This window comes from Achromobacter maghribensis, assembly GCF_057334215.1.
Genome location: NZ_JBHFII010000041.1, coordinates 23,595 through 46,652 on the forward strand (window position 1 = coordinate 23,595; position 23,058 = coordinate 46,652).

The following is a 23,058-nucleotide window of genomic DNA, read 5'->3' on the forward strand; positions in this document are numbered from 1 at the left end:
GCTCGCGCCGCCGGGGGCGGCGCTACGCGGAATTATATGGCCGCAAGGCCCCCTCACCGTTGCAACGCGTGACAGGATTTGTTGCGTGACGCCCACGCCGCCCTCAGTGGCCGGGCAGGTGCCGGTGCTCCAGCCGGCTCAGCAGGCGTACCACCGGCCACAGCAGCACCAGGTAGAACAGGGCGGCCAGCACGATCGGCGACGGGTTGTAGACCAGTGACTGGGCGTCCCGCGCCACCCGCAGCAGCTCGGGCAGCGCGACGGCGCTGGCCAGCGTGGTCAGCTTGACCACTTCAAGCGTGTTGCTGATCAGATCGGGCATGACGTTGCGCGTGGCTTGCGGAATCTGCACATGCCAAAGCGTTTGCCAGCTGGACAGCCCGGTCGATCTGGCCGCTTCGATCTGGCCGCGCGGCACGCTTTCCAGGCCGGCCCGGAACACCTCGCCATAATAAGAAGAATTATTCAGCATGAAGCCGATGGCCACGGCGAGCAGCTTGGGCAGGTCCATGCCCAGGAACGGCGCGCCGAAGTAGATGAAGATCAGCAGCACCAGCGGCGGCAGCGCACGGAAAAAATCGATATAGACCGCCAGCAGCACCCGCGCCCAGCGCCGCTTGAGCGTGATCGACAGCACGCCGATCAAGAGGCCCGAGGCCAGCCCCACCGGAATCACCATTGCCGACAGCAACAGCGTGCGGCCCAAGCCTTGCAGCAGGTAGGGCGCGACATTCTTGTAGATATTCAGATTGAAAAAATTCTGCAGGATTTCATCCATGCCATTCCCCTTGGTCCGTGTAGCCGGCTCGGTGCTTCGACTTCAGTGCTTCCACTTGAAGCGCGTTTCGGTCCATCGTCCCAGAATCACCACGGGCAAAAAGATCAGCAGGCAGGCGATGGCCGCCAGCGTCAGCGGCGTGGCGTTGCCCGCGTTGCTGCTGGCCGATTGCGCGTTATTGAGCACCTCGCTCAAGCCCACCACCGACCCCAGCGCCGTGCTCTTGGTGATGGCGATGACACGGTTGGTCAGCGGCGCGACCGTCAGCCGCATGGCTTGCGGCATCACCACATACACCATGCTTTGCAGCCAGTTCAGGCCCGTCGAGCGGGCGGCTTCGGCCTGGCCGCGCGGCACCGACAAGATGCCGGCCCAGAAGATCTCTTCGGCAAATGCCGCCAGCACCAACGACAGCGAGAGCCAGCAGGCCATGAAGGCCGACATCGACAGGTTGATGTAGGGAAACGCAAAGAACAGCAGCATGATGACGACCAGCGGCGGCAAGGCGCGCAGGATGTCGGCAAAGCAGATGATCAGGAAGTTCAGCGGCCGGATGCGCAGCGCGCGCACCACGGCCAGCACCAGGCCCAGCGCCACGCCGGTGGCCGCCACCGCCACCCCCAGTTGCAGCGTGATCCACATGCCGGACAGGATGTCCGGCAAATACCGCCAGGCGACTTCCGCGTTGAAGAAAGAAAACAGCAGGGCTTTCAGATCCATGGAATGCGTACCGGATGCGCGCTAGGCGGCATGTTCCGCCATGCGGGCAAGGAATGCCTGCGTGCGGGGTTGACGGGGGGCGCCAAAGACGTCCTGCGGCGGGCCTTGCTCGACGATCACGCCGCCGTCCATGAACACGACGCGGTCGGCCGCCGCTTTGGCGAATCCCATTTCGTGGCTGACCACCATCATCGTCATGCCGTCGTTCTTCAATTCGCGCATGACGTTCAGCACACTGCCCACAAGCTCGGGGTCCAGTGCGCTGGTGGGTTCGTCAAACAGCACCACCTTGGGCCGCAGCGCGAGCGATCGTGCAATCCCCACACGCTGCTGCTGGCCGCCGGACAGTTGGTCGGGAAACGACAACGCCTTGTCGGCCAGGCCGACGCGGTCCAGCGCCTCCATGCCGCGCCGGTCCGCTTCGGCCCGCGCCAGCTTCTGCACCTTGCGCAGCGCCAGCGTGATGTTGGACAGCACCGACATGTGGCGGTACAGGTTGAAGTGCTGAAACACCATGCCGATGTTCTGGCGGATGCGGTTCAGCGGCGCGGCGGGCGCGGTGATTTCGTCGCCATCGACATGGATGCTGCCGGCCGTGGCCTCTTCCAGCCGGTTGCAGCAACGCAGCAGGCTGCTTTTACCCGAGCCGGACGGACCGATCATGAAGACCAGTTCGCCCCGCTTGACCTCCAGGTCGATACCCTTGAGCACCGCGTTGTCGCCGTAGGACTTGTGCAGGCCGGCGATTTTCAGGATGGGAGTGTCCATCGTGTGGCTCCTGGTTTGCGGGCGTGGGTTCAGCTGCAACGCAGTTCGACGGGCGTGGCGTCGTAGCCGGGCAGATCGGGCACGCCCTGGCCCGGCGTGACGGTCACGGCGGCGGCGCCGGCCGGAGGGGTGAAGCCAAACCACTTCTGCGCAAGCTTGGACACGGTGCCGTCCTGCTTCAGGCACTTCAGCGCGGAAGACACGCGGTTGCGGCCTTCCTTGTCATCCAGCCGGAACGCCAGCGCCCAGACCAGGCCCGTCTTGATGGTGTAGCTGGTGCGCACGGCGGGGTTCTGCTTGGCCGCCCACGCCGCGACGGTGTTGCCGGCCAGGTTGGCGTCGGCGCGGCCGGACTGCACCGCCTGCACGGCATCGGCGTTGGACGCATAGACGTCGTACTTGAAGCCGTATTTGGCGGCGTTGTCGCGTGCCCAGTTCTCGTAGGCCGAGCCTTTGTTGACCGCCAGCTTGCGGCCCTTCAGGTCGTCCAGCCCGGCAATGTCCTTGCCGGACTTGGCGATCACGAAGGTGTAGTCCGTGTTCAGGTAACCCTCGGAAAACAACAATGCGCGGGCGCGCTCCTCGGTGGCCGTGGTGGGCGCCAGCACGAAGTCGTACTTCTTGGCGTTCAACCCCGGGATCAGCGCGGCATATTCGGTGCCTTCTATCGTGATGGTGGTGCCCAACTGCTTGGCAATCGCCTGTCCCAGTTCGATGTTGAAGCCGTCCAGGCCGCCGCCCAGCTTCGGCATGGCGTGGGGCGCAAAGGTAGCGTCCACGCCTGTCGTCAGGGGTTTGGCGGCATGGGCCAGGCCTGCGCCGGCCAGCAACAGGGTCAGGCCACAGCGGCTGGCGAATGAAAGGATACGGATGTTGCGGTTCATGGCGGGTCCTTTAGGGAAGAGGCGTCTTGCCCAGCGCCGGCCCGGCCCCCACGCGCTCAAGAATCAAGCCGTAGTGTTCCGGGCGCCGATGGGCGGCGAAGTTGAAGATGTGCTGCTTGAAGGTGTCTCCCAGGGCCAGGTCGGCCTGGCAAAAAATCACCTCATCCTCCTCCCCCTGCGCCTGCGCCACGATCTCGCCCGTGGGCGCGACGATGGCCGATCCGGCGATCAGGTGGCTGCCGTCTTCCACGCCGGCCTTGCCTGCCGCCGCCACCCACACCGCGTTTTGATACGCGGCGGCCTGCAAACTGAGCAGATGGTGGAACATGCGCAAGTGGACCGGTTCATTCCAGTGGATATTCAATGACGGCGTGTTGTATCCCAGCGCCACGACTTCGGCGCCTTGCAGCGCCAGCACGCGCCAGGCTTCCGTCCAGCGGCGGTCGTTGCACAGGCACATGCCGATGCGTGTGCCCAGGGTTTCCCAGACGTTGAAGCCGTCGTTGCCGACTTCAAAGAACTTCTTTTCCAGGTGCTGAAACGGCGCCTGCGGCTTGTGGTCGCTGTGTCCGGGCAGATGGATCTTGCGATAGCGCCCGACGATGCGCGCGTTCGTGTCGACCAGGATGCTGGTGTTGAAGCGGCGTCCATCCGACGCGATTTCGGCATAGCCCAGGTAGAAGCCAATACCCAGCTCGCGCGCCGTGTCGAACAGGATGCGGGTATCGGGACCCGGCATTTCCTTTTCGAAGTAGCGCGCCATGGCTTCTTCCTCGGTCATCCAATAGCGCGGAAAGAAGGTCGTCAGCGCCAGCTCCGGGAACACCACCAGCTTCGCACCGCGCGCATGGGCCTCGCGCATCATGGCCAGCAGCCGGGCCACGGCCTGACGCCGGGTTTCTTCGGGCTGCACCGGACCCATCTGCGCGACCGCCAGGCCAAAGGGACGTTTGCTCATCGTGTGTTCCTTAGTCGTGGGAAGGGGCGGGGGCGGTATTGCTGAAGTACTTGCGCACCAAAGCGTCCGGGTTGCCGTTCAGGCGCTGGCGCAGCACGGGTTCCGGCGTGCCGCGCTTGATGAACTGGCCGCTGCCGCGCGCCACGTGCAATTCGCCGTTTTCAACCGCGATGCGCCCACGGCTGATCACCACTTCCGGCCAGCCGCGCACCGTCTTGCCTTCATAGGGCGTGTAGCCCACGTTGTCGTGCAGCATGGCCGTGCCGATCGTGACGGTGCGCTCCGGGTTCCAGATGGCGATGTCTGCGTCCGCGCCGACCGCGATCGTGCCTTTCTTGGGGTACAGGCCATAGGTACGGGCATGGTTCGTCGAGGTCAGCGCGACGAAGCGCTCGATGCTCAGGCGTCCGCTCAGCACGCCTTCCGAAAACAGCAGCGGCATGCGGACTTCCAGCCCCGGCACGCCATTGGCTACGTCCTTGAACGTGGTGTCCTCGCCCTTGGGCAACTTGCCGCTGGCGTCGAACCGGTAGGGAGCGTGGTCGGACGAATACAGTTGCAGCGTGCCGTTGATCAATCCTTGCCATACGGCTTCTTGCGACGCCGGATCCCGTGGCGGCGGGCTGCAGCAGAACTTGGCGCCTTCCAGCCCGGGCAGGTCGATGTCGTCGGCGGTCAGGAACAGGTATTGCGGGCAGCTTTCCGCATGAATGGGCAGCCCCAGCGCCTGCGACGAATGCACGACGCGCACCGCCTCCTGGCCCGCCACGTGCACGATCAGGATCGGCACATCCATCATGCGCGCCAAGCTCACGGCACGGTTCGTCGCTTCGCTTTCGGCCAGCGGCGTGTGGGCCACGGCATGGTACTTGGGCGCGGTCATGCCGCGTTCTGCCAGGCGGCGCGCCACCCAGCGGATCATGTCGTTGTTTTCGGCATGCACCATGACCAGCGCGCCCTCGCGGTCGGCCACTTCCAGCACGTCCAGCAGCTGGTAGTCGTCCAGCTTCAGCCGGTCATAGGTCATGAAGACCTTGAACGAGGTGATGCCGTTGCGGATCAGTTCAGGCAGGTCGTGGCGCAGCGCCTGTTCGGTCGGGTCCGACAGGATCAGATGGAAGCCGTAGTCGATGACCGCCTTCTCGGCGGCGCGGCGCGCATAGTCGGACACGACCTCGGGCAAAGCGTTGCCGCGGTGCTGGGCCGCGAACGGAATGATGGTGGTGGTGCCGCCGAACACGGCCGACACGGTGGCGCTATGGAAATCGTCGGCGCACATGATGCCCATGCCGGACAACTGTTCGACGTGGCAATGGCTGTCAATGCCGCCGGGCAGCACCCAGCGGCCGGCCGCGTCGATGTCTCGCGCGCCGGGCGCCAGGCCCTGGCCCAGCGCCGCGATGACGCCATCGCGCACGCCGATGTCGGCATGGAAAGTGTCGGTGGCCGTGCTGATGCGGCCGTTGCGTATGGTCAGGTCAAAGGGGGCGACGTGGGTCATGGGGCAAGGGGGCAAAAGGAAGAAGGGATCAGAGCGTGCCGGGGTAGATGCCGCCATCCAGCACCAGGTTCTGCCCGGTCATGAAGCCGGCGCGGGCGCCGCACAGGAACGCGCAGGCATCGCCGAATTCGGCCGGATCGCCGTAGCGGCCGGCTGGCACCGTTGCCAGTCTTGCCGCCAGAACGTCATCCACCGTTTTGCCGGTGTCGCGCGCGGCACGTTCGGCGGTCTGGCGTAGCCGGTCGGTCAGGAACGGGCCGGGAAGCAGATTGTTGATGGTGACGTTGTGCCGCACCGTCTGGCGCGCCAGGCCTCCCACGAAACCGGTCAGTCCGGCGCGGGCGCCATTGGACAGGCCAAGAATGTCGATGGGCATCTTCACGGCGGCCGACGTGATGTTGACGATGCGGCCGAACCGGCGCGCGATCATGCCGTCCACCGTGGCACGGATCAGGGCGATCGGCGTCAGCATGTTGGCGTCCAGCGCCGCGATCCAGTCTTCGCGTGACCACTCTCGAAAGTCACCCGGCTTGGGGCCGCCCGCATTGGTGACGAGAATGTCGGGTTCGGGGCAGGCCGCCAGCAGTGCTTGCCGGCCGGCCTCGGTGGTGACGTCGGCGGCCACGGTGACGATGGTCGCGCCCGTATCCTTGCGTATGGCTTCGGCTGCGGCATCCAGCGTGGTGGCGGTGCGCGCGGCCATCACCACGTCCACGCCTTCGCGCGCCAGCGACCATGCGCAGGCCAGGCCCAACCCTTTGCTGGACGCGCACACAAGCGCGCGCTTGCCCCGGATTCCCAGATCCATGTCGAACCTCCTCAGTCTTGAACGGTTTGACGGCCGGTGGCGGCCAGCGACAGGCCCACGCGCGCGACGGTGGCTTCCAGCTCGGCGGCGGTCACCGGGTCGATGCGCATGCCGGGCGAACGCAAGGCGTAGCTCTTGATGGCGCCACGGCGCTGGTACACATACTTGCGCAACGCCAGGCCGATCTTGGGCTGGAATTCGTAGCGGATCAGTGGGCAGTAGCGGTCGAAGATGGCGGCGGCGCCGGCCTTGTCGCCACGCGCATAGCGTTCATAGATGGCCACCAGGATTTCGGGAAAGGCAAAGCCCGTCATCGTGCCCACCGCGCCGCGTTGCAGCTCTTCCAGGAAGTACACGCCGCCCAGCCCGCCGAAGATCAACATGTCCTCGTCGGGCACCAGTTCGCGGATCCGGCTGATCTTCTGCGCGACGGGCGGCTCTTCCATCTTGATCATGTGCACGCCGCCTTCGCGGCCCAGCCGCGCCACGACTTCAGGGCGAATCTCGGTGCCGAACGAGTCGGGAAAGTCATGGATGACGACCGGAATCCGCACAGCGTCGGCCACGGCCTTGTAGTAGTCGAACAGCAGCGCGTCGTTGGCGTTGTCCAGCGGCGCGGCGAACACGGCGGCCGCGCCCAGGTCCTGGGCTTCCCGCGCCTGCTCGATGGCGCCCGCGATGCCGTGGGCGCGCACGCCCACCCACACCGGCACGCGGCCGTCGGTATGGTCGACGAAGGTTTTCAGCACCTGTCGGCGTTCTTCATTGGACAGCTTGTGCAGCTCGCCCAGGAATCCCAGGATGGCCAGGCCGGTGACGCCCGTTTCCAGCAGGAAATCGACCAGGGTGCGGATGCTGTCGGCATCCACCTTCAGGGCGTCGTCAAAGGGCGTGGGGCAAATGGTGAAGACGCCTCGGGCGTCAATGGAACCAGCCATCATTTCTCCGTCAGGATGCGTGAAAACCGAAAGCGAAAACAGCGTTTCGGATGTCATCCTAATGCGGATGTTTTAGGACTCCACTTGCTTTTTTATTGCCTTGGTATAACACCGAGTTAAGTCAAGGTTTACCCTTGGCAGGGTTTGTCTGGACGGAATTCGAGAGCTCGAAACCCTGTTCCTGCAGCGTGTGCCGCAACACATCCGCGAAGGCTTGGGCCAGCTGCGATAGCGGTTCGAAACGCGATTGCACCAGGTTCGCTGTCAGGATCTTCGCCTGGTTGATCGGACGCACGACGAAGTCCCCCTGGGTACGGCTCTTGACCGAGAATTCGTCCACGATGGCGATGCCGGCGCCGGCCTGCACGAGCGAACACGCGTTCTGCGGCGAGCTGACCTCCACCGCCACCCGGCGCGTGTGTCCGGCCTCTTGGTACATCTGTTCGACCAGCGTGCCAAAGGGGGTGTCGCCGCCATACGAAATCAGCGGATAGGGCAGCAGATCGGCGATGGACAAGAGCGAGCGGTGCGCCAGCGGATGGTTGTAGGGGCAGATGCAGACCAGCCGCGCCTGGCCGATGGCTTGCGTGAGCAGGTTGGGGTGCTGGACAGGCAGGATCACCACGCCCAGCTCCGCGCGGTTCTCCAGCAGCATCTGCGTCAGCGGCTGCTGTGTCAGCGGGTGGAACGTGATCTTCACGTCGGGATGCGTTTCGCGAAAGCGCGTGATGGTCATCGGAATCAGCATGTGGCCGATGCTGGGGCTGGACACCAGATGCAGGATGCCGCTGCGCCGTTCGGCCAATTCCGCGGCCAGCTCGCCCACGCGCCGCACGCCGGCATACACCGCTTCAACCTCGCGGAACAACTGCCGCGATTCGGGCGTGGGGTAGAGCCTGCCCTTGATGCGTTCGAACAACGCGAATCCCAGTCGCTGTTCGGTATGTGACAAGAGGCGGCTGACGGCGGGCTGGGACACGAACAACAGCTTGGCTGCCCCGCTGATGGTGCCGGTCGTCATGACTGCACGGAAGACCTCGATTTGTCGCAGATTCAGTTGCATGGTGCGCACGCTGGGGTGGGGTCGAAAAAAGCATAACAAAGAGTTAAGGGAAACGCACAAATTGACAATGGATGCTTATGTGGCGGCGCAGCTAGACTGGCGCCGTATCGTGACCAATCCCTTACCCGGACAGACAAATGGAACAAACCCTTTTTGTCATCAATCCCAATTCCACCCAGGCCGTGACCGATGCGTTCGATGCGGCCCTGGAGCCGCTGCGCGTGGCGGGGGGGCCCCGCATTCAATGCCTGACGTTGGCCGAAGGCCCGGCGGGCGTGCAGACGCAGATGGACGTGGAAAGCGTGACCTTGCCGCTGGCCCGGCGCGTGCGCGAACTGGATGCGGAGCATGGCGCCGCCGCGGCGGGCTACGTCATCGCCTGCTTCAGCGACCCGGGTCTGCACGCGGTGCGCGAGGTTACGGCCAAACCCGTGTTGGGCATCAGTGAATGCGGCATGTTGACGGCGCTGACGCTGGGCCAACGGGTGGGCGTGATCGCCATCCTGCGCCAGTCGCTGCCGCGCCATGGCCGGCTGTTCGGCGCGGCCGGCCTGTCGGGCCGCGTGGCCGCCGAGTTGCCTTTGGACCTTGCCGTGGTGGAGTTGTCGGACGTTGCCCGCACACGCGAACGGCTGCTGCAGGTGGGCCGCCGCCTGCGCGACGAGCATCTGGCCGACGTGCTGGTGCTGGGCTGCGCCGGCATGGCCGACTACCGGGGCTGGTTGCAGGCCGAACTGGGGGTGCCTGTCGTGGAGCCGACGCAGGCGGCGGCGGCCATGGCCATCGGCCGCATCCAGCTCAATTGGCACGGCGCCTGAGGCCGCCATGCGCAAACCGGAATTGATCGAACGCTTATCGCATCTGGTGGGTGATGCCGGACTGGTGCTGGATGCCGAGGGACAGGCGCCTTACGTGCGGGACTGGCTGGGCAAATGGCAAGGCGGCACGCCCGTGGTGGTGCGCCCGCGCAACGCCACCGAGGTTTCGGCAGTGATGCGGCTGTGTCATCAAAGCCGTACGCCGGTCGTGCCGCAGGGCGGCAACACCGGCATGAGCGGCGGCGCCACCCCGGACGCCAGCGGCGCGCAGGTGATCCTGAGTTTGAACCGGATGACGCGCATCCGGGAGGTGGACCCGGTCAACAACACGCTCTGCGCCGATGCCGGGGTACTGCTGGCCGACGTGCAGCAGGCCGCGCGCGAAGTGGCGCGGCTGTTCCCGCTTAGCCTGGGCTCCGAGGGCAGTTGCACCGTCGGCGGCAACCTGGCCACGAATGCCGGCGGCACGGCGGTGCTGCGTTATGGCAATACGCGCGATCTGGCGCTGGGCCTGGAAGTGGTGCTGCCCGATGGCCGGGTCTGGAACGGCCTGCGCGGTCTGCGCAAGGACAACACCGGCTACGACCTGAAAAGCCTGTTCATCGGCTCTGAAGGCACGTTGGGCATTATCACGGGCGCCATGCTGAAGCTGTTTCCCGCGCCCGCTGGCCGCGCCACCGCGTGGGTCGGGGTGGAGTCGCTGCCGCAGGTGGTCAGCCTGCTGACCCGTATGCAGGCAGCCTGCGGAGACCGTCTGACCGCGTTCGAAATGATGTCGGCGCGTTGCCTGGACCTGATCGTGGCCCATGTTGACGGCGCCGCCAATCCGCTGTCGGCGCGCCATCCGTACTACGCGTTGCTGGAACTGTCCGACACCGAGCCATCCGGTCTGCCCGCCATGCTGGAATCCGCGCTGGGCGGGGCGCTGGAGGCTGGGCTGATTCAAGATTGCGTGATCGCCATGAACGACAGGCAGGCGCAATCGATGTGGCGATTGCGCGAAGGCATTTCGCAGGCGCAGATGCGGGCGGGCAAGGCGGTCAAGCACGACATCGCCGTGCCCATTTCGCGGCTGGCGGCCTTCGTGGACGAGGCCGACCTGGCGCTGATGTCCGAGTTTCCCCATTTGCCCATCGTGAACTTCGGCCATATCGGCGACGGCAACCTGCATTACAACGTGCTGTTGCCGCTGGACGTCGCGCCCGCGGAGTACGCCCGCCTGACGGCCGCCCTGAACCGCCGCGTGCACGATCTGGTGGCGCAGCGCGGGGGCAGCATCAGCGCGGAACACGGGGTGGGGCAGCTGCGCCGCGACGAGCTGCGGCGTTACAAGTCGCCCGTGGAAATGGACCTGATGCTGATGATCAAGCGTGCGCTGGACCCCAACCAGCTGATGAACCCGGGCAAGCTGTTGTAGCGGTGGCGGCCGGGCTCGGACCGCGAGTGGCCGGGCCCGGGCGCGAAATCGCCAGAAATTTATAATGTCGGGCTAATTGGATAAATCCTACATGCCTGAATCCTCCCGCCCGCGGGCGCCTGCCAAGCCTGCGCCGCAATCCGGGGGCCAGAAAGCGCCCCGGAACGAGCCCCGTAGCACGCCCCGGCCCGAGCGCCCCATCCCCGTGGTGACCTACCCCGAAGACCTGCCCGTCAGTGCGCGGCGGCAGGAGATCGCGCGCGCGATCGCCGGCCATCAGGTCGTGATCGTCAGCGGGGAAACCGGCTCGGGCAAGACCACCCAGTTGCCCAAGATCTGCCTGGAACTGGGCCGCGGCCGTCAGAAGATGATCGGCCATACCCAGCCGCGCCGCCTGGCGGCGACTTCGGTGGCCAAGCGCATCGCCGAAGAACTGAATACGCCGATGGGCGAAGTCGTGGGCTATCAGGTGCGGTTCAACGACCGCACCGGCCCCAACGCGTCCATCAAGCTGATGACGGACGGCATCCTGCTGGCCGAATCGCAGCGCGACCCGCTCTTGCGCCGCTACGACACGATCATCATCGACGAGGCGCACGAACGCAGCCTGAACATCGATTTCCTGCTGGGCTACCTGAAGCAGCTATTGCCGCGGCGTCCGGACCTGAAGTTGATCATCACGTCGGCCACGATCGACGCCGAGCGATTCGCCCGCCACTTTGCCGCCTCCGAGGACAAGCCCGCACCCGTCATCGAGGTGTCGGGACGGCTGTATCCGGTCGAAGTCCGCTACCGCCCCGTGCGCGAGGAACTGCCCGAAGACGCCGCCGCCCCGGCCGCCAAGCCCGGGCGCGAGCGCGAGCGCATGTCCGGCGACGAAGAACGCGATCTGATCGACGCCATCGTGGATGCCGTGGACGAATGCGCCCGCCATGGCCCGGGCGACGTGCTGGTGTTCCTGCCCGGCGAGCGCGAAATCCGCGAATCCGCCGAGGCCCTGCGCAAGCGTCATCCCGCCGGCACCGAGGTGCTTCCACTGTATGCGCGCCTGTCGCAGGCCGAGCAGGAACAGATATTCCATCCGCGCACCAATGCGCGGCGCATCGTGCTGGCCACCAACGTGGCGGAAACCTCGCTGACCGTGCCCGGCATCCGCTTCGTGGTCGACAGCGGGCTGGCGCGCATCAAGCGCTATTCCTGGCGCAACAAGGTCGAACAGCTGCGGATCGAGCCGATCAGCCGGGCCTCGGCCAACCAGCGCGCCGGCCGTTGCGGCCGCGTGGGGCCAGGCCTGTGCATCCGGCTCTACGACGAACTGGACTTCAATAACCGCGCCGCCTTCACAGATCCGGAAGTGCTGCGGTCATCGCTGGCATCCGTCATCCTGCGGATGAAGTCGCTGAAGCTCGACGATATCGAACAGTTTCCCTTCGTCGAGGCGCCGCCTGGGCGCGCGGTGGCCGACGGCTACCATCTGCTGCAGGAATTGGGCGCGATCGAGCTCGCCTCCGCGTCGGACGACGACGCCGAGGCCACGCGGACCGGCGCATCCTTCGTGTTGACCGAGACCGGGCACGAACTGGCCAAGTTGCCGGTGGACCCGCGCATCGGCCGCATGATCCTGGCCGCGCGCGAACACCAGTGCCTGGGTGAAATGCTGATCATCGCCTCGGCCCTGTCGGTGCAGGACGCGCGCGACCGCCCCATGCAGGAACGCGAGGCGGCCGAGGCGGCGCACGCCAAGTTCGCCGACGACAAATCGGAATTCATCTCCTTCCTGAAACTGTGGCGCTGGTATGGCGAGCAGGTGCAGCACAAGGCCTCCCAGCGCAAGCTGGTGAACCTGCTGCGGCAGAACTTCCTGTCGCCCATCCGGCTGCGCGAATGGCACGATGTCCATACGCAGCTGGCGGCGCTGGTGGGCGAGCAAGGCTGGCGCGTCAACCAGGTGGAAGCCACATACGAACAGCTGCATCTGGCGCTTTTGTCTGGCCTGTTGGGCAATATCGGCTTCAAGAGCGACGAGGGTGGCCATTACCAGGGCGCCCGCGAGATCCGTTTCCACATCCATCCGGGCTCGCGCCTGGTGAAGAAGGCCGGGCGCTGGATCATGGCGGCCGAACTGGTCGAGACCACGCGCTTGTACGCGCGCTGCGTGGCGCGCATCGATCCGGTGTGGCTGGAAAAAGTGGGCGCCCACCTGATCCGCAAGAACTGGTCGGACCCGCGCTGGGAAAAGAAGGCTGGGCAGGTCGTGGCCAACGAGCGCGCCACGCTGTATGGGCTGACCATTTACACGGGCCGCCGCATCCACTATGGCCGTGTGAACCCGACTCACGCGCGCGAATTGTTCATCCGCCAGGCGCTGGTGCCCGGTGAGATCGATACGCGGCTGCCCTTCGTGGCGCACAACCGCAAGCTGATCGCCGGCATCGAAAAGCTGGAGCACCAGACCCGCCGTCCGGACATCCTGGTGGACGACGAGCTGATCTTCGCCTTCTACGACCGCCAGCTGCCGGCGGATATCTCGCAGACGGCGTCGCTTGAGAAATGGGTATCCGGCCTGGACAAGGCGGCGGCCAGCAAGTTGATGCTGACCCGCGACGAACTGATGCGGCACGAAGCCGCCGGCGTGACGACCGATGTGTTCCCCAAGAAGGTGGAATGGCAAGGCGTGTCGATGGCGCTGGACTACCACTTCGAGCCCGGTTCCCCCCGGGACGGCGTGACGCTGTCGGTGCCGTTGTTTGCGCTGAACCAGATCGACCCGGAACGTTGCGAATGGCTGGTGCCGGGCATGCTGAAGGAAAAGGTGCATCTGCTGCTGAAGTCGCTGCCGCAAAAGCTGCGTCGCCATTGCGTGCCGCTGCCCGATTACGCCGCTGGCTTCTACGAGCGCTGGTTCGATCGGCAGGCCGATCCGCGGCAGGGCCTGGTGGATGCCATCATCACCGACATGTGGGAGCAGGTGCAGGTGCGCCCGGCCGTGGGCGACTTCAAGCTTGAAACGCTGCCGCCCCACCTGTTCATGAATTTCCGCGTGGTCGATGAGCACGGCCGCATGCTGGCCGCGGGGCGCAATCTGGCGCAGCTGCGGGCGGAATTCGGCAAACAGGCGCAAGCCACCTTCCAGCAATTGGCGGCCAGCGATACGCAGGTGGCCCAGGCGCTGGCGCACGAGAATCTGACGACCTGGTCGTTCGGACCGCTGCCGGAAATCATGGAAATCAAGCGGCGCGGCCAGTCGGTCATCGGCTATCCGGCGCTGGTGGACCGGGGCGCGCATTGCGACCTGGACGTGTTCGACGATCCCGACGAGGCGCGCAAGCATCACCGCGCGGGCCTGTTGAAACTGTTCCGGCTGGGGCTGCGCGAGCAGGTCAAGTTCCTGGAAAAGAACCTGGCCGACCTGACCAAGATCAGCATGCTGTACATGACGCTGGGCACGCAAGAGGAACTGCGCGACCAGATCATCGATTGCGCGCTGGGGCAGGCCTGCCTGGCCGAACCCTGGCCGGTGAATGAACAGCAATTCGATGCGCGCCGCACGGAAGGCAAGGGCCGGCTGGGCCTGCTGGCGCAGGAAGTGGCCAGGCTGGCAGGCGCGGTGCTGACGGAGTACGCGGCGTTGCAACGCAAGCTGCCGCAAGCAAAACCGCATGCGGCGGCGTACGCGGATTTGCAGCAGCAGCTAGGCGCGCTGATGCCGAAGATGTTCATCCGCGACACGCCGTATTCGCAGCTTTCGCACTATCCGCGTTACCTGAAGGCAGCCGCGGCCCGCATCGACAAGTTGCGGGCGGACCCGGGGCGCGATGCGAAGCTGGTGGCGGAAATGGCGCCGCTGGTCACGCAGTATCAGCGCGCGCGGGCGGCATTGAAGGGGGCGCCCGATCCCCGGCTGGACGAATTCCGATGGTTGCTGGAAGAGCTGCGGGTGGCGTTGTTCGCCCAGGAACTGCGGACGCCCATGCCGGTTTCGGTCAAGCGGCTGATGAAGAGTTGGGAGTCGCTGAAGCGTTGAGGCGGTGGCCCCGCGCCTCTTGGGCGCGGCCCGGCCGCATTACAGGGCGAGAAAGCCCAGGATGACCAGGGCAATCAAGGCGTACTTGGTGGCCTTGTAGGCCGTCCGGTTCCAGGTCTTGAACGCTTTGCGCTTCTGGTCGATGACCCAGTGCGCGTGCGTCAGCCGGTTGATGGCGCCGGTCTGGTCGCCGCCATCGTTGGGCGAGCTGGCGGCTGACATGACCACGCGGCCGAACCAGCGGTTGAACGCTTCAGCCCAGCCCCACTTCAGCGGGCGCTCCACGTCGCAGAACAGGATGATCCGGTTTTCATCGGTGTGGTTGTACGCCTCGTGCACATAGGTTTCGTCGAACACCACGCTTTCGCCATCGCGCCAGCTATAGGGTTCGCCGTCGACGATGATGTGGCAGCGGTCGTCGTTCGGCGTCACCAGGCCCAGGTGATAGCGCAGCGAACCGGCGAACGGGTCGCGGTGCGGGTTCAACTGGCCGCCGGGGGGAAGCTCGGCGAACATCGCGGCCTTGACCTTGGGCAGGGTCTTCAGGATGGCGACGGTCTTGGGGCACAGTTCTTCGGCCGACGGGTGGCGGGCGTCATACCACTTCAGGTAGAAGCGTTTCCAGCCGTACTTGAAGAAAGAGTTGAAGCCGATGTCGTTATGGGCGTCGGCCGCCTTGATGCGCTGCAATTCGGCCATTTGCACGGCTTCCTCGCGGATGGTCTCCCAGTTGTCGTCCAGCACCTTGAGTTCGGCGATTTCACTCGTGGTCAGGTAGGGGGTGGACGGCACGCGAGAGGCCAGCACCATGAACGCGTTGACCGGAGCCAGGAGCACCGAGTGGTCCAACATCTGCCGACCCAGCGGCAGTCTTACTCGGCCTCGGAAGTGCGCAAACAGGATGGCGGCCAGCCAGATCCCGGGTATTAACCATTTCATACGTAATCGTTGTCCTGCGACAGATGGGTCATGTCTACCTATATTGTTACACAAGGTCCGTGGCGCCCCCCTTTGCGGAATCGCGGGCGCATCGGCTTGGACCGGGATCCCTAGGTACAATTCCCGCTATGTCCGAAGCCGTAACAACCCCGACCCCTTTTGTGCATCTCCGCGTCCACTCCGAGTTTTCGGTGGTGGACGGCATCGTGCGCATCCCCGACCTCATCAAACGCGTCGCCAAGCTGGGCCAACCGGCCGTGGCGCTGACCGATCTGTCGAACCTTTTCGGTCTGATCAAATTCTATAAGGGCGCGCGCGGCGCGGGGGTGAAACCCATCGCTGGCTGCGATGTCTGGCTGAGCAACGACGACGACCCGGCCAAGCCGTTCCGTCTGCTGTTGCTCGTGCGCAACCACCAGGGTTACCTGAACCTGTGCGAACTGTTGTCCAAGGCCTTCCTGACGAACCAGGGCAAGGGCCGCGCGGAAATTCGCCGTGAATGGCTGCAAGGCCAGCAGGGCCTGATCGCGCTGTCCGGGGGGCGCATGGGCGACGTGGGCCAGGCGCTGGACGCCGGCAACGCCGTGTCCGCGCTGGCCTTGGCGCGCCAATGGGCGCTCCTGTTTCCCGGCAGCTACTACATTGAATTGCAGCGGGCCGGCATGGACGGCGACGAGGCCTATACGCAGGCGGCCATGCGGCTGGCCGGCGAGGCCGGGCTGCCGGTGGTGGCCACCCATCCGGTGCAATTCCTGGATGAATACGAGTTCCAGGCCCACGAGGCGCGCGTTTGCATCGCCGAAGGCGAAATCCTGGCAAACCCGCGCCGCGTGCGCCGCTTCACCAAGGAACAATATCTACTCAGTTCCGAGGAAATGGCCCGGCGTTTCGCCGATGTGCCTTCGGCCCTGGCCAACACGGTGGAAATCGCCAAGCGCTGCAACCTGAGCCTGGTGCTGGGCAAGCCGCGGCTGCCCAATTTCCCCACGCCCGAGGGCGTGACGCTGGACGATTACCTGGTCCAGCTGTCGGAAGAAGGCCTGGAAAAACGCATGGCGTTCCTGTTTCCCAACGAGGCGGAACGCGAGTCCAAGCGCGAGCAATACTACGAACGCCTGCGCTGGGAATGCAAAACCATCATCCAGATGGGGTTCCCCGGTTACTTCCTGATCGTGCAGGACTTCATCAACTGGGGCAAGAACAACGGCGTGCCCGTCGGCCCCGGCCGCGGTTCGGGCGCGGGTTCGCTGGTGGCCTATGCGTTGGGCATTACCGACCTGGACCCGATCCGCTATGACTTGCTGTTCGAGCGCTTCCTGAATCCCGAGCGGGTCTCCATGCCCGACTTCGATATCGACTTCTGCCAGGACAACCGCGAACGCGTCATCGACTACGTCAAGGAAAAATACGGCCGCGCCGCCGTCAGCCAGATCGCCACGTTCGGTACGCTGGGCGCCAAGGCCGTGGTGCGCGACGCCGGCCGCGTGCTGGACATGCCCTACATGTTCTGCGACGGCCTGTCCAAGCTGATCCCGTTCAACCCGATGGATCCCTGGACGCTGGAGCGCACCCTGAAGGACGAACCCGCCTTCAAGGACCGCTACGAGCAGGAAGAAGAAGTGCGCGCGCTGGTCGACCTGGCCAAGCCGCTGGAAGGCCTGACCCGCAACATCGGCATGCACGCCGGCGGCGTGCTGATCGCGCCCGGCAAACTCACCGACTTCTGCCCGCTGTATTGCCAGCCGGGCCAGGAGAACAGCGCGGTCTCGCAGTTTGACAAGGACGACGTCGAAGCCGCCGGCCTGGTGAAGTTCGACTTCCTGGGCTTGCGCAACCTGACGATCCTGGACTGGGCCGTGCGCTACGTGCGCCAGTTCAACGAGGACAAGCGCGACTTCGATGTCATGGCGCTGGAACTCGACGACCCCGCCGCCTACAAAATCCTGTGCGACGGCAACACCACCGCCGTGTTCCAGCTGGAATCGCGCGGCATGAAGGAATTGCTGAAAAAGCTGCGGCCGAACACCTTCGAAGACATCATCGCCATGCTGGCCCTGTATCGTCCGGGGCCGCTGGAGTCGGGCATGGTGGACGACTTCGTCAACCGCAAGCACGGCCGCGCCGCGGTGGACTACTTCCACAACGACCTGGAAGGCACCCTGAAAAGCACCTACGGGGTCATCGTCTACCAGGAACAGGTGATGCTGATCTCGCAGATCATCGGCGGCTACTCGCTGGGCGGCGCCGACCTGCTGCGCCGCGCCATGGGCAAGAAAAAGCCCGAGGAAATGGCCAAGCACCGCGAATTGTTCGAGCAAGGCGCCAAGGAAAAGGGCCACGACCCGGACCTGGCGGTCAAGCTGTTCGACCTGATGGAAAAGTTCGCGGGCTACGGCTTCAACAAGTCGCACTCGGCCGCCTACGCGCTGATCTCCTACCAGACCGCGTGGCTCAAGGCCTATCACCCGACCGAATTCCTGGCCGCCACCATGTCGTCCGATATGGACGACACGGACAAGGTCCAGATTTTCTGCCGCGACGCCCAGGACAACGGCGTTGAAGTGCTGCCGCCCGATGTCAATTTTTCGGGCTACCGCTTTGAACCCGTCAAGGACAAGTACACCGAAAAAGGCAAACCGCCGCGCACCATGCGCTACGGCCTGGGCGCCGTCAAGGGCACCGGGCAGGGCGCCGTCGAAGACATCCTGCGTGCCCGCAAGGAAGGCGGCCCGTTCCTGAACCTGTTCGACTTCTGCCGCCGCGTCGGCAAGCAGGCGGTCAACCGCCGCACCATCGAAGCCCTGATCAAGGCGGGTGCCTTCGACACCATTGAACCCAACCGCGCCGCCATGCTGGCGTCGGTGCCTACCGCGATGGAAGCCGCCGAACAGGCGGCGCGCAGCGCCAACCAGGCCTCGCTGTTCGGCGACGATAGCGGCGACGTGGTTGCGGGCGAACTGGCCAAGGTCGCGCCGTGGGATCTGCACAAGAAGCTGACGGAAGAAAAGTCCGCGCTGGGCTACTACTACAGCGGCCACCTGTTCGACGCCTGGCGCGACGAAGTCCGCCGCATCGTGCCGATGCAGCTGGCGCGCGTGGAACCGCAGCGAGACCTGCAATGGATGTGCGGCGTGCTGGCCAGCGTGCGCGTCATGATGACCCGCCGTGGCAAGATGGTGTTCGCCGTGCTGGATGACGGCACCGCGCAGGTGGAGATCTCGGTATTCAACGAACTCTACGAGAAGCACCGCAACCGGTTGCGCGAAGATCAATTGGTCATCGTCCAGGGCAAGGTCAGCAACGACGACTATTCCGGCGGCATGCGCATCGTGGCCGAACAGCTGTACGACCTGCAGTTGGCCCGCGAAGCGCGCGCCAAATCCTTGCGGGTCAAGCTCAACGGGTCAGCCGACGCGGCGCGCCTGCGCCAGATGCTGAACCCGTTCCGCGCCGAGCCCGAAAACGGCATCCCCGGCGTGCCGATCGATATTGTCTATACCAAGAACAGTTTCCTGTGCACGGTCCGGTTGGGCGAGGAGTGGCGGGTTCGCATGGCGGACACGCTGCTTGAAAACCTGAATGCCTGGACCAAGCCGGACGGAGTCGAGGTCACCTATTGATGCGAAATCTGCGTATCGTGCATTCGGAAGCCGCCACCAGTTTTGGCGGCCAGGAAGGGCGGATCTTCAAGGAAATGACAGCCATGCGCGCGCGCGGCCATCATCTTGAAGCCATCTGCCAGCCCAAGGCCTTGCTGGCTGAACGTCTGTCCGATGCCGGCTTCACGGTGCACAAGATCGAGATGGACGGGCCCGTGAACTACCTGAAGGGTGTGGCGGCCGTCCGCGGCATCCTGAAGGAAGGGCGCTTTGACGTGCTCAACACCCATAGCCGGCGCGATACCGTCATCGCGGCGGTCGGCGCCAGATTGGCGGGCACTGCGCTGATCGTGCGGACCCGCCACCTGTCGAACAAGGTGGGCTCCCTATGGTCCTATACCTGTCTGCCGCACAGGGTCACGACGGTCAGTGATCATGTGCGCAAATACCTGATCGAACGCGGCGTGCCCGCCAACAAAGTGGCCACCGTTTATTCGCCCATCGTGCTGCCGCCGCCCGTCGAGCACTCGACGCTGCGCGACGAACTCGGCCTGGCCGAAGACGATATCGTCGTGGGCTGCGTGGCCGTCATGCGCGCCACCAAGGGCCACAAGGACCTGATCGACGCGATGGCGCCGCTGATGGCAAGCCGGCCCAAGCTTCACCTGGTGTTCGTCGGCGGCGGGTCGCCCGTCTTTGAGCAGACCCAGGACTACGTGGCCGAACTCGGCCTGCAAGACCGCATCCACCTGATGGGCATGCGCCGCGACGTGCCAAATCTGCTGGCCGGATTCGACCTGTTCGCACTGGCCACGCAGCAGGAAGCGTCGGGCACCGTCTATGTCGAAGCCCAGGCCAGCGGTTTGCCTGTGATCGGCACCGACGTGGGGGGTGTTTCCGAGATGCTGCGCAATGGCGATACCGGCATCCTGGTGCCTCCCAAGGATCCCCAGGCGCTGACCGACGCGCTAGCGCGCCTGATCGACGACCCGGCCCTGCGGCGACGCATGGGCGAAGCCGGCCGCAAGATGGTCTGGGAAGAGGCCGTGTTTTCGCCCGCCCGCCTGGCCGAAACCACCGAAGCCGTCTACCTCAAGTGGCTGGCGGAGCGGGCGGGATGAACGCGCCCAACGTCCCCGTGCTGATGTACCACCATGTCACGCCCGCGGGCGGCATGATCGCGGCGACACCCGACGTATTCGATGCCCAGATCTCGCGCCTGGCGCGGGCGGGATACCAATCGCTGTCCGCCAGCCAGTTCGCGGCGTATCTGGCGGGCGGCCCGGCGCCTGAACGGTCCGTGCTGATCACCTTCGATGATGGCTATCTGAACAACTGGGTGCACGCGCATCCCGTGCTGGCGCGCCACGGCATGCATGCCGTGCTGTTCACCATCACGGACTGGATCGGCGACGGTCCCGTGCGGCCGCATGCGGGGCAGGGCGGCCCGTTGCCGGCCACGCCGGACCACGACGCCTGCAAACAGCTGGTGGCTGCGGGTCGCGCCGACGAGGCCATGCTGCGCTGGAGCGAAATTGAAGCCATGCAGGCGGCGGGCACCTTCGAGTTCCATTCCCACACGCACACCCATACCCGCTGGGACAAGGTCTGTGGCGCCGACGTGGAAGCCAAGCGTGACCACATCGCACAAGAGCTGCACGACTCCCGCCAGACCCTGCTGCAGCGCCTGGGCGCCGTCAGCGACCATCTTTGTTGGCCGCAGGGCTATTTCGATGCGGATTATGTGGCCGCCGCCCGGCAGGCAGGCTTCGCGCACTTGTACACTACCGACCCTTTCGGGCAGAACACGCCTGGCGCCGACCCCGGACACATCTTTCGTTTCGCGGTGCGCAACCAGGGCGGAACCTGGCTGAACCGGCGCATCTGGCTGTCGCGCGACCCCTTCTGGGGGCCTCGCTACCATGCCTGGAAAGCCTGGAAAAAGCGTCTTAGGAATCGCGGATGAAGCTATCAGTCATCATCATCACCAAGAACGAAGCGGCGAACATCGCCGCCTGCCTCAAATCCGTGGCTTTCGCCGACGAATTCATCGTGGTGGATTCGGGTAGCACCGACGGCACCGTCGAGCTCGCGCAAGCGCTGGGCGCACGCGTTGAAATCACGTCCGACTGGCCCGGCTTCGGGCCCCAGAAGAACCGGGCGCTGGACTTGGCGACGGGCGATTGGGTACTGTCCATCGATGCCGACGAGCGCGTCACGCCCGAACTGGCCCGCGAAATCCAGGAAGTGCTGGCGAATCCGCGCGCCGACGCCTACGAGATCGCCCGGCTGTCGAATTTCTGCGGCAAGGACATCCGGCATAGCGGCTGGTGGCCCGATTACGTGCTGCGCCTGTTCAAGCGCGGCACGGCGCGCTTCACCGACGCCGCGGTGCATGAGCGTGTCGTGCCGGCCAACGGCCAGCCGTTGAAAATGCAGGGCTACTTCAATCATTACCCCTATGACAACCTGGACGCGCTGATCAACAAGGTCAACCGCTATTCCTCGGATGCCGCGGCGATGATGTACGCCAAGGGGCGCCGCACGTCGATCTTCGGCGCGTTGGGCCATGGTTTCTGGACCTTCGTGCGCATCTATCTGATCCGGCGCGGCTTTCTGGATGGCAAGCACGGCCTGGTGCTGGCGGTGACGGCGGCGGCAGGCAGCTTTTTCCGCTATTCCAAGCTGATGTTCCTGGCCGAGAAACAGAAGTGAAGATCCTGTACACGAACTTCCACGCCGGCAACGGCGGGGGGCACGTCACCTACATCATCAACCTGGCGAAAGCGCTGGCGCGCGATCACGAAATCACCGTGGCGGCGCCCGCCACCAGCCGGCTGCACCGCTACGCCCGCGCGATTCCCGGCGTGACGGTGGTAGACATGCAGTACACGACGCGTCCGTCCTCCTGGTTCAAGGACCGCGCGCAACTGCGCCGCCTGATCAAGGCAGGGCGCTTCGACATCATCCATGTCAACGGTTCGGCCGACCACAAGCAGGTGATGCTGGCCACGTTGGGCATGGCGCTCCGTCCGCGCATCGTCTTCACCAAGCACAACGACCATCCGCTTACCAGCTTCGGTCACAAGCTGCGCGTCGCGCTGGCAACCGACCACGGCATCGCCGTCAGCGATTACGTGCATGGCCTGATGCAGCGTTCGCCCTACAGCAAGCGCCCCATCACGACCATCCGGCACGGCATCGACACGAATTTCTTCGCCCCGCCTCCGCCCGAAAGCCTGGACAAGCTGCGCGCGCTGATCTTCGGCCCCGAGTGGGAAGGCAAGCTGCTGCTGGGCAGCGCGGGGGGCACCGACTACGACAAGGGCTGGCTGGATCTGGTGGCGGCGGTGGCGGCATTGCCACCAGCCGACAAGGCGCGCGTGCTGCTGATGGTGGCGGGCGATCCGCCCTCCGAGGCCAAGCTGGCCCGTGTGCGCGAGCTGGGCATGATCGACCAGGTGCGGTTCCCCGGCCTGCTCGACGATGTGCGCGCCGCGCTGGCGTCCTGCCACGCGGGCTTCGTGCTGTCCTATCGCGAAGCGCTGTCCTTCGCCTGCCGCGAGATCATGGGCCTGGGGCTACCCGCGCTGGTGACCGATGCGGGCGGGCTGCCCGAAAACGTGACCGACGGCGTGGACGGCTGGATCGTGCCGGTGCGCGATGTGCCCGCGATGACGGCCAAGCTGCGGTTCATGCTCGAGCATCCGGATACGGTTCGCGCCATGGGCGTCCGTGCCCGGGAAACCAGCCTGCGCGACTTCAATATCGACCGTTTCGCTGCCGCCACAGTCGACGTCTACCAGCGTACGCGGGATGGACGCCGGGCCCTATAATCCGGTC

At 65.2% G+C, this 23,058-nt stretch carries 18 protein-coding genes; 8 read left to right on the forward strand and 10 right to left on the reverse strand.

What is annotated here, in order from left to right:
- Positions 1-103 precede the first annotated feature (103 nt).
- The 9 genes from ACE039_RS16875 to ACE039_RS16915 form a co-directional block, all read right to left on the reverse strand.
- Positions 104-778 (reverse strand): amino acid ABC transporter permease, encoded by a 675-nt coding sequence (locus ACE039_RS16875; protein WP_105558523.1) that lies wholly within the window; start codon positions 776-778, stop codon positions 104-106.
- Between the two features lie 42 nt (positions 779-820).
- The gene (locus ACE039_RS16880) at positions 821-1,498 is read right to left on the reverse strand and encodes an amino acid ABC transporter permease (RefSeq protein ID WP_233214170.1); all 678 of its coding nucleotides are present in this window, start codon (positions 1,496-1,498) and stop codon (positions 821-823) included.
- 21 nt (positions 1,499-1,519) lie between these two features.
- Positions 1,520-2,266: an amino acid ABC transporter ATP-binding protein gene (locus ACE039_RS16885; protein ID WP_485822875.1), complete on the reverse strand. Its 747-nt coding sequence runs from the start codon at positions 2,264-2,266 to the stop codon at positions 1,520-1,522.
- Positions 2,267-2,295: 29 nt separating this feature from the next.
- A complete protein-coding gene (locus ACE039_RS16890; RefSeq protein WP_105558525.1) occupies positions 2,296-3,150 on the reverse strand; it encodes a transporter substrate-binding domain-containing protein in 855 nt (284 codons plus the stop codon).
- A 10-nt stretch (positions 3,151-3,160) separates the two neighbouring features.
- Positions 3,161-4,108, reverse strand: a complete 948-nt coding sequence (locus ACE039_RS16895; protein ID WP_485822876.1) for an N-carbamoyl-D-amino-acid hydrolase — start codon at positions 4,106-4,108, stop codon at positions 3,161-3,163.
- Between the two features lie 10 nt (positions 4,109-4,118).
- Complete coding sequence (gene hydA / locus ACE039_RS16900; protein ID WP_485811870.1) at positions 4,119-5,609, reverse strand: dihydropyrimidinase; 1,491 nt, start codon at positions 5,607-5,609, stop codon at positions 4,119-4,121.
- A gap of 28 nt (positions 5,610-5,637) precedes the next feature.
- Positions 5,638-6,417, reverse strand: a complete 780-nt coding sequence (locus ACE039_RS16905; RefSeq protein WP_448710735.1) for an SDR family oxidoreductase — start codon at positions 6,415-6,417, stop codon at positions 5,638-5,640.
- 11 nt (positions 6,418-6,428) lie between these two features.
- Positions 6,429-7,355: a dihydrodipicolinate synthase family protein gene (locus tag ACE039_RS16910; RefSeq protein WP_448710734.1), complete on the reverse strand. Its 927-nt coding sequence runs from the start codon at positions 7,353-7,355 to the stop codon at positions 6,429-6,431.
- Between the two features lie 121 nt (positions 7,356-7,476).
- Positions 7,477-8,418 (reverse strand): LysR family transcriptional regulator, encoded by a 942-nt coding sequence (locus ACE039_RS16915; protein WP_105558529.1) that lies wholly within the window; start codon positions 8,416-8,418, stop codon positions 7,477-7,479.
- A gap of 137 nt (positions 8,419-8,555) precedes the next feature.
- On the opposite strand from ACE039_RS16915, the gene ACE039_RS16920 reads away from it, so the two are divergent.
- The 3 genes from ACE039_RS16920 to hrpA all read left to right on the forward strand — a co-directional run bounded on the left by ACE039_RS16920 (position 8,556) and on the right by hrpA (position 14,677).
- Positions 8,556-9,236, forward strand: a complete 681-nt coding sequence (locus ACE039_RS16920; protein WP_448710733.1) for an aspartate/glutamate racemase family protein — start codon at positions 8,556-8,558, stop codon at positions 9,234-9,236.
- 7 nt (positions 9,237-9,243) lie between these two features.
- Positions 9,244-10,653: an FAD-binding oxidoreductase gene (locus ACE039_RS16925; RefSeq protein ID WP_485822877.1), complete on the forward strand. Its 1,410-nt coding sequence runs from the start codon at positions 9,244-9,246 to the stop codon at positions 10,651-10,653.
- 91 nt (positions 10,654-10,744) lie between these two features.
- Positions 10,745-14,677, forward strand: a complete 3,933-nt coding sequence (hrpA, locus tag ACE039_RS16930; protein ID WP_485822878.1) for an ATP-dependent RNA helicase HrpA — start codon at positions 10,745-10,747, stop codon at positions 14,675-14,677.
- Between the two features lie 39 nt (positions 14,678-14,716).
- Here the strand turns inward: hrpA and lpxO are convergent, their stop codons facing one another.
- Entirely contained in the window at positions 14,717-15,616 is a 900-nt protein-coding gene (gene lpxO / locus ACE039_RS16935) for a lipid A hydroxylase LpxO (RefSeq protein ID WP_485822879.1), read from the reverse strand.
- 128 nt (positions 15,617-15,744) lie between these two features.
- Between lpxO and dnaE the strand changes: the two genes are divergently transcribed.
- Genes dnaE through ACE039_RS16960 form a run of 5 tightly spaced genes read left to right on the forward strand, consistent with a single transcriptional unit; the run spans position 15,745 to position 23,051 of the window.
- The gene (gene dnaE / locus ACE039_RS16940; RefSeq protein ID WP_485822880.1) at positions 15,745-19,236 is read left to right on the forward strand and encodes a DNA polymerase III subunit alpha; all 3,492 of its coding nucleotides are present in this window, start codon (positions 15,745-15,747) and stop codon (positions 19,234-19,236) included.
- Entirely contained in the window at positions 19,236-20,336 is a 1,101-nt protein-coding gene (locus ACE039_RS16945) for a glycosyltransferase family 4 protein (protein ID WP_485822881.1), read from the forward strand. Before dnaE ends, ACE039_RS16945 begins: the two co-directional genes overlap by 1 nt.
- The gene (locus ACE039_RS16950) at positions 20,333-21,181 is read left to right on the forward strand and encodes a polysaccharide deacetylase family protein (protein WP_485822882.1); all 849 of its coding nucleotides are present in this window, start codon (positions 20,333-20,335) and stop codon (positions 21,179-21,181) included. Before ACE039_RS16945 ends, ACE039_RS16950 begins: the two co-directional genes overlap by 4 nt.
- Positions 21,178-21,930, forward strand: coding sequence for a glycosyltransferase family 2 protein (locus ACE039_RS16955; RefSeq protein ID WP_310032349.1), 753 nt, complete (start codon positions 21,178-21,180; stop codon positions 21,928-21,930). Before ACE039_RS16950 ends, ACE039_RS16955 begins: the two co-directional genes overlap by 4 nt.
- The gene (locus ACE039_RS16960; protein ID WP_485822883.1) at positions 21,927-23,051 is read left to right on the forward strand and encodes a glycosyltransferase; all 1,125 of its coding nucleotides are present in this window, start codon (positions 21,927-21,929) and stop codon (positions 23,049-23,051) included. Before ACE039_RS16955 ends, ACE039_RS16960 begins: the two co-directional genes overlap by 4 nt.
- Positions 23,052-23,058: the final 7 nt, after the last annotated feature.

Bases quoted from the DNA above. Each gene is read 5' to 3' on its own strand.
- ACE039_RS16920 (WP_448710733.1), top strand. From the start codon at position 8,556: ATGGAACAAACCCTTTTTGTCATCAATCCCAATTCCACCCAGGCCGTG.
- ACE039_RS16885 (WP_485822875.1), bottom strand. From the start codon at position 2,266: ATGGACACTCCCATCCTGAAAATCGCCGGCCTGCACAAGTCCTACGGC.
- ACE039_RS16910 (WP_448710734.1), bottom strand. From the start codon at position 7,355: ATGGCTGGTTCCATTGACGCCCGAGGCGTCTTCACCATTTGCCCCACG.
- ACE039_RS16875 (WP_105558523.1), bottom strand. From the start codon at position 778: ATGGATGAAATCCTGCAGAATTTTTTCAATCTGAATATCTACAAGAAT.
- ACE039_RS16915 (WP_105558529.1), bottom strand. From the start codon at position 8,418: ATGCAACTGAATCTGCGACAAATCGAGGTCTTCCGTGCAGTCATGACG.
- hydA (WP_485811870.1), bottom strand. From the start codon at position 5,609: ATGACCCACGTCGCCCCCTTTGACCTGACCATACGCAACGGCCGCATC.
- dnaE (WP_485822880.1), top strand. From the start codon at position 15,745: ATGTCCGAAGCCGTAACAACCCCGACCCCTTTTGTGCATCTCCGCGTC.
- ACE039_RS16955 (WP_310032349.1), top strand. From the start codon at position 21,178: ATGAAGCTATCAGTCATCATCATCACCAAGAACGAAGCGGCGAACATC.
- ACE039_RS16925 (WP_485822877.1), top strand. From the start codon at position 9,244: ATGCGCAAACCGGAATTGATCGAACGCTTATCGCATCTGGTGGGTGAT.
- ACE039_RS16890 (WP_105558525.1), bottom strand. From the start codon at position 3,150: ATGAACCGCAACATCCGTATCCTTTCATTCGCCAGCCGCTGTGGCCTG.
- ACE039_RS16950 (WP_485822882.1), top strand. From the start codon at position 20,333: ATGAACGCGCCCAACGTCCCCGTGCTGATGTACCACCATGTCACGCCC.
- hrpA (WP_485822878.1), top strand. From the start codon at position 10,745: ATGCCTGAATCCTCCCGCCCGCGGGCGCCTGCCAAGCCTGCGCCGCAA.
- ACE039_RS16895 (WP_485822876.1), bottom strand. From the start codon at position 4,108: ATGAGCAAACGTCCCTTTGGCCTGGCGGTCGCGCAGATGGGTCCGGTG.
- ACE039_RS16945 (WP_485822881.1), top strand. From the start codon at position 19,236: ATGCGAAATCTGCGTATCGTGCATTCGGAAGCCGCCACCAGTTTTGGC.
- ACE039_RS16880 (WP_233214170.1), bottom strand. From the start codon at position 1,498: ATGGATCTGAAAGCCCTGCTGTTTTCTTTCTTCAACGCGGAAGTCGCC.
- lpxO (WP_485822879.1), bottom strand. From the start codon at position 15,616: ATGAAATGGTTAATACCCGGGATCTGGCTGGCCGCCATCCTGTTTGCG.
- ACE039_RS16905 (WP_448710735.1), bottom strand. From the start codon at position 6,417: ATGGATCTGGGAATCCGGGGCAAGCGCGCGCTTGTGTGCGCGTCCAGC.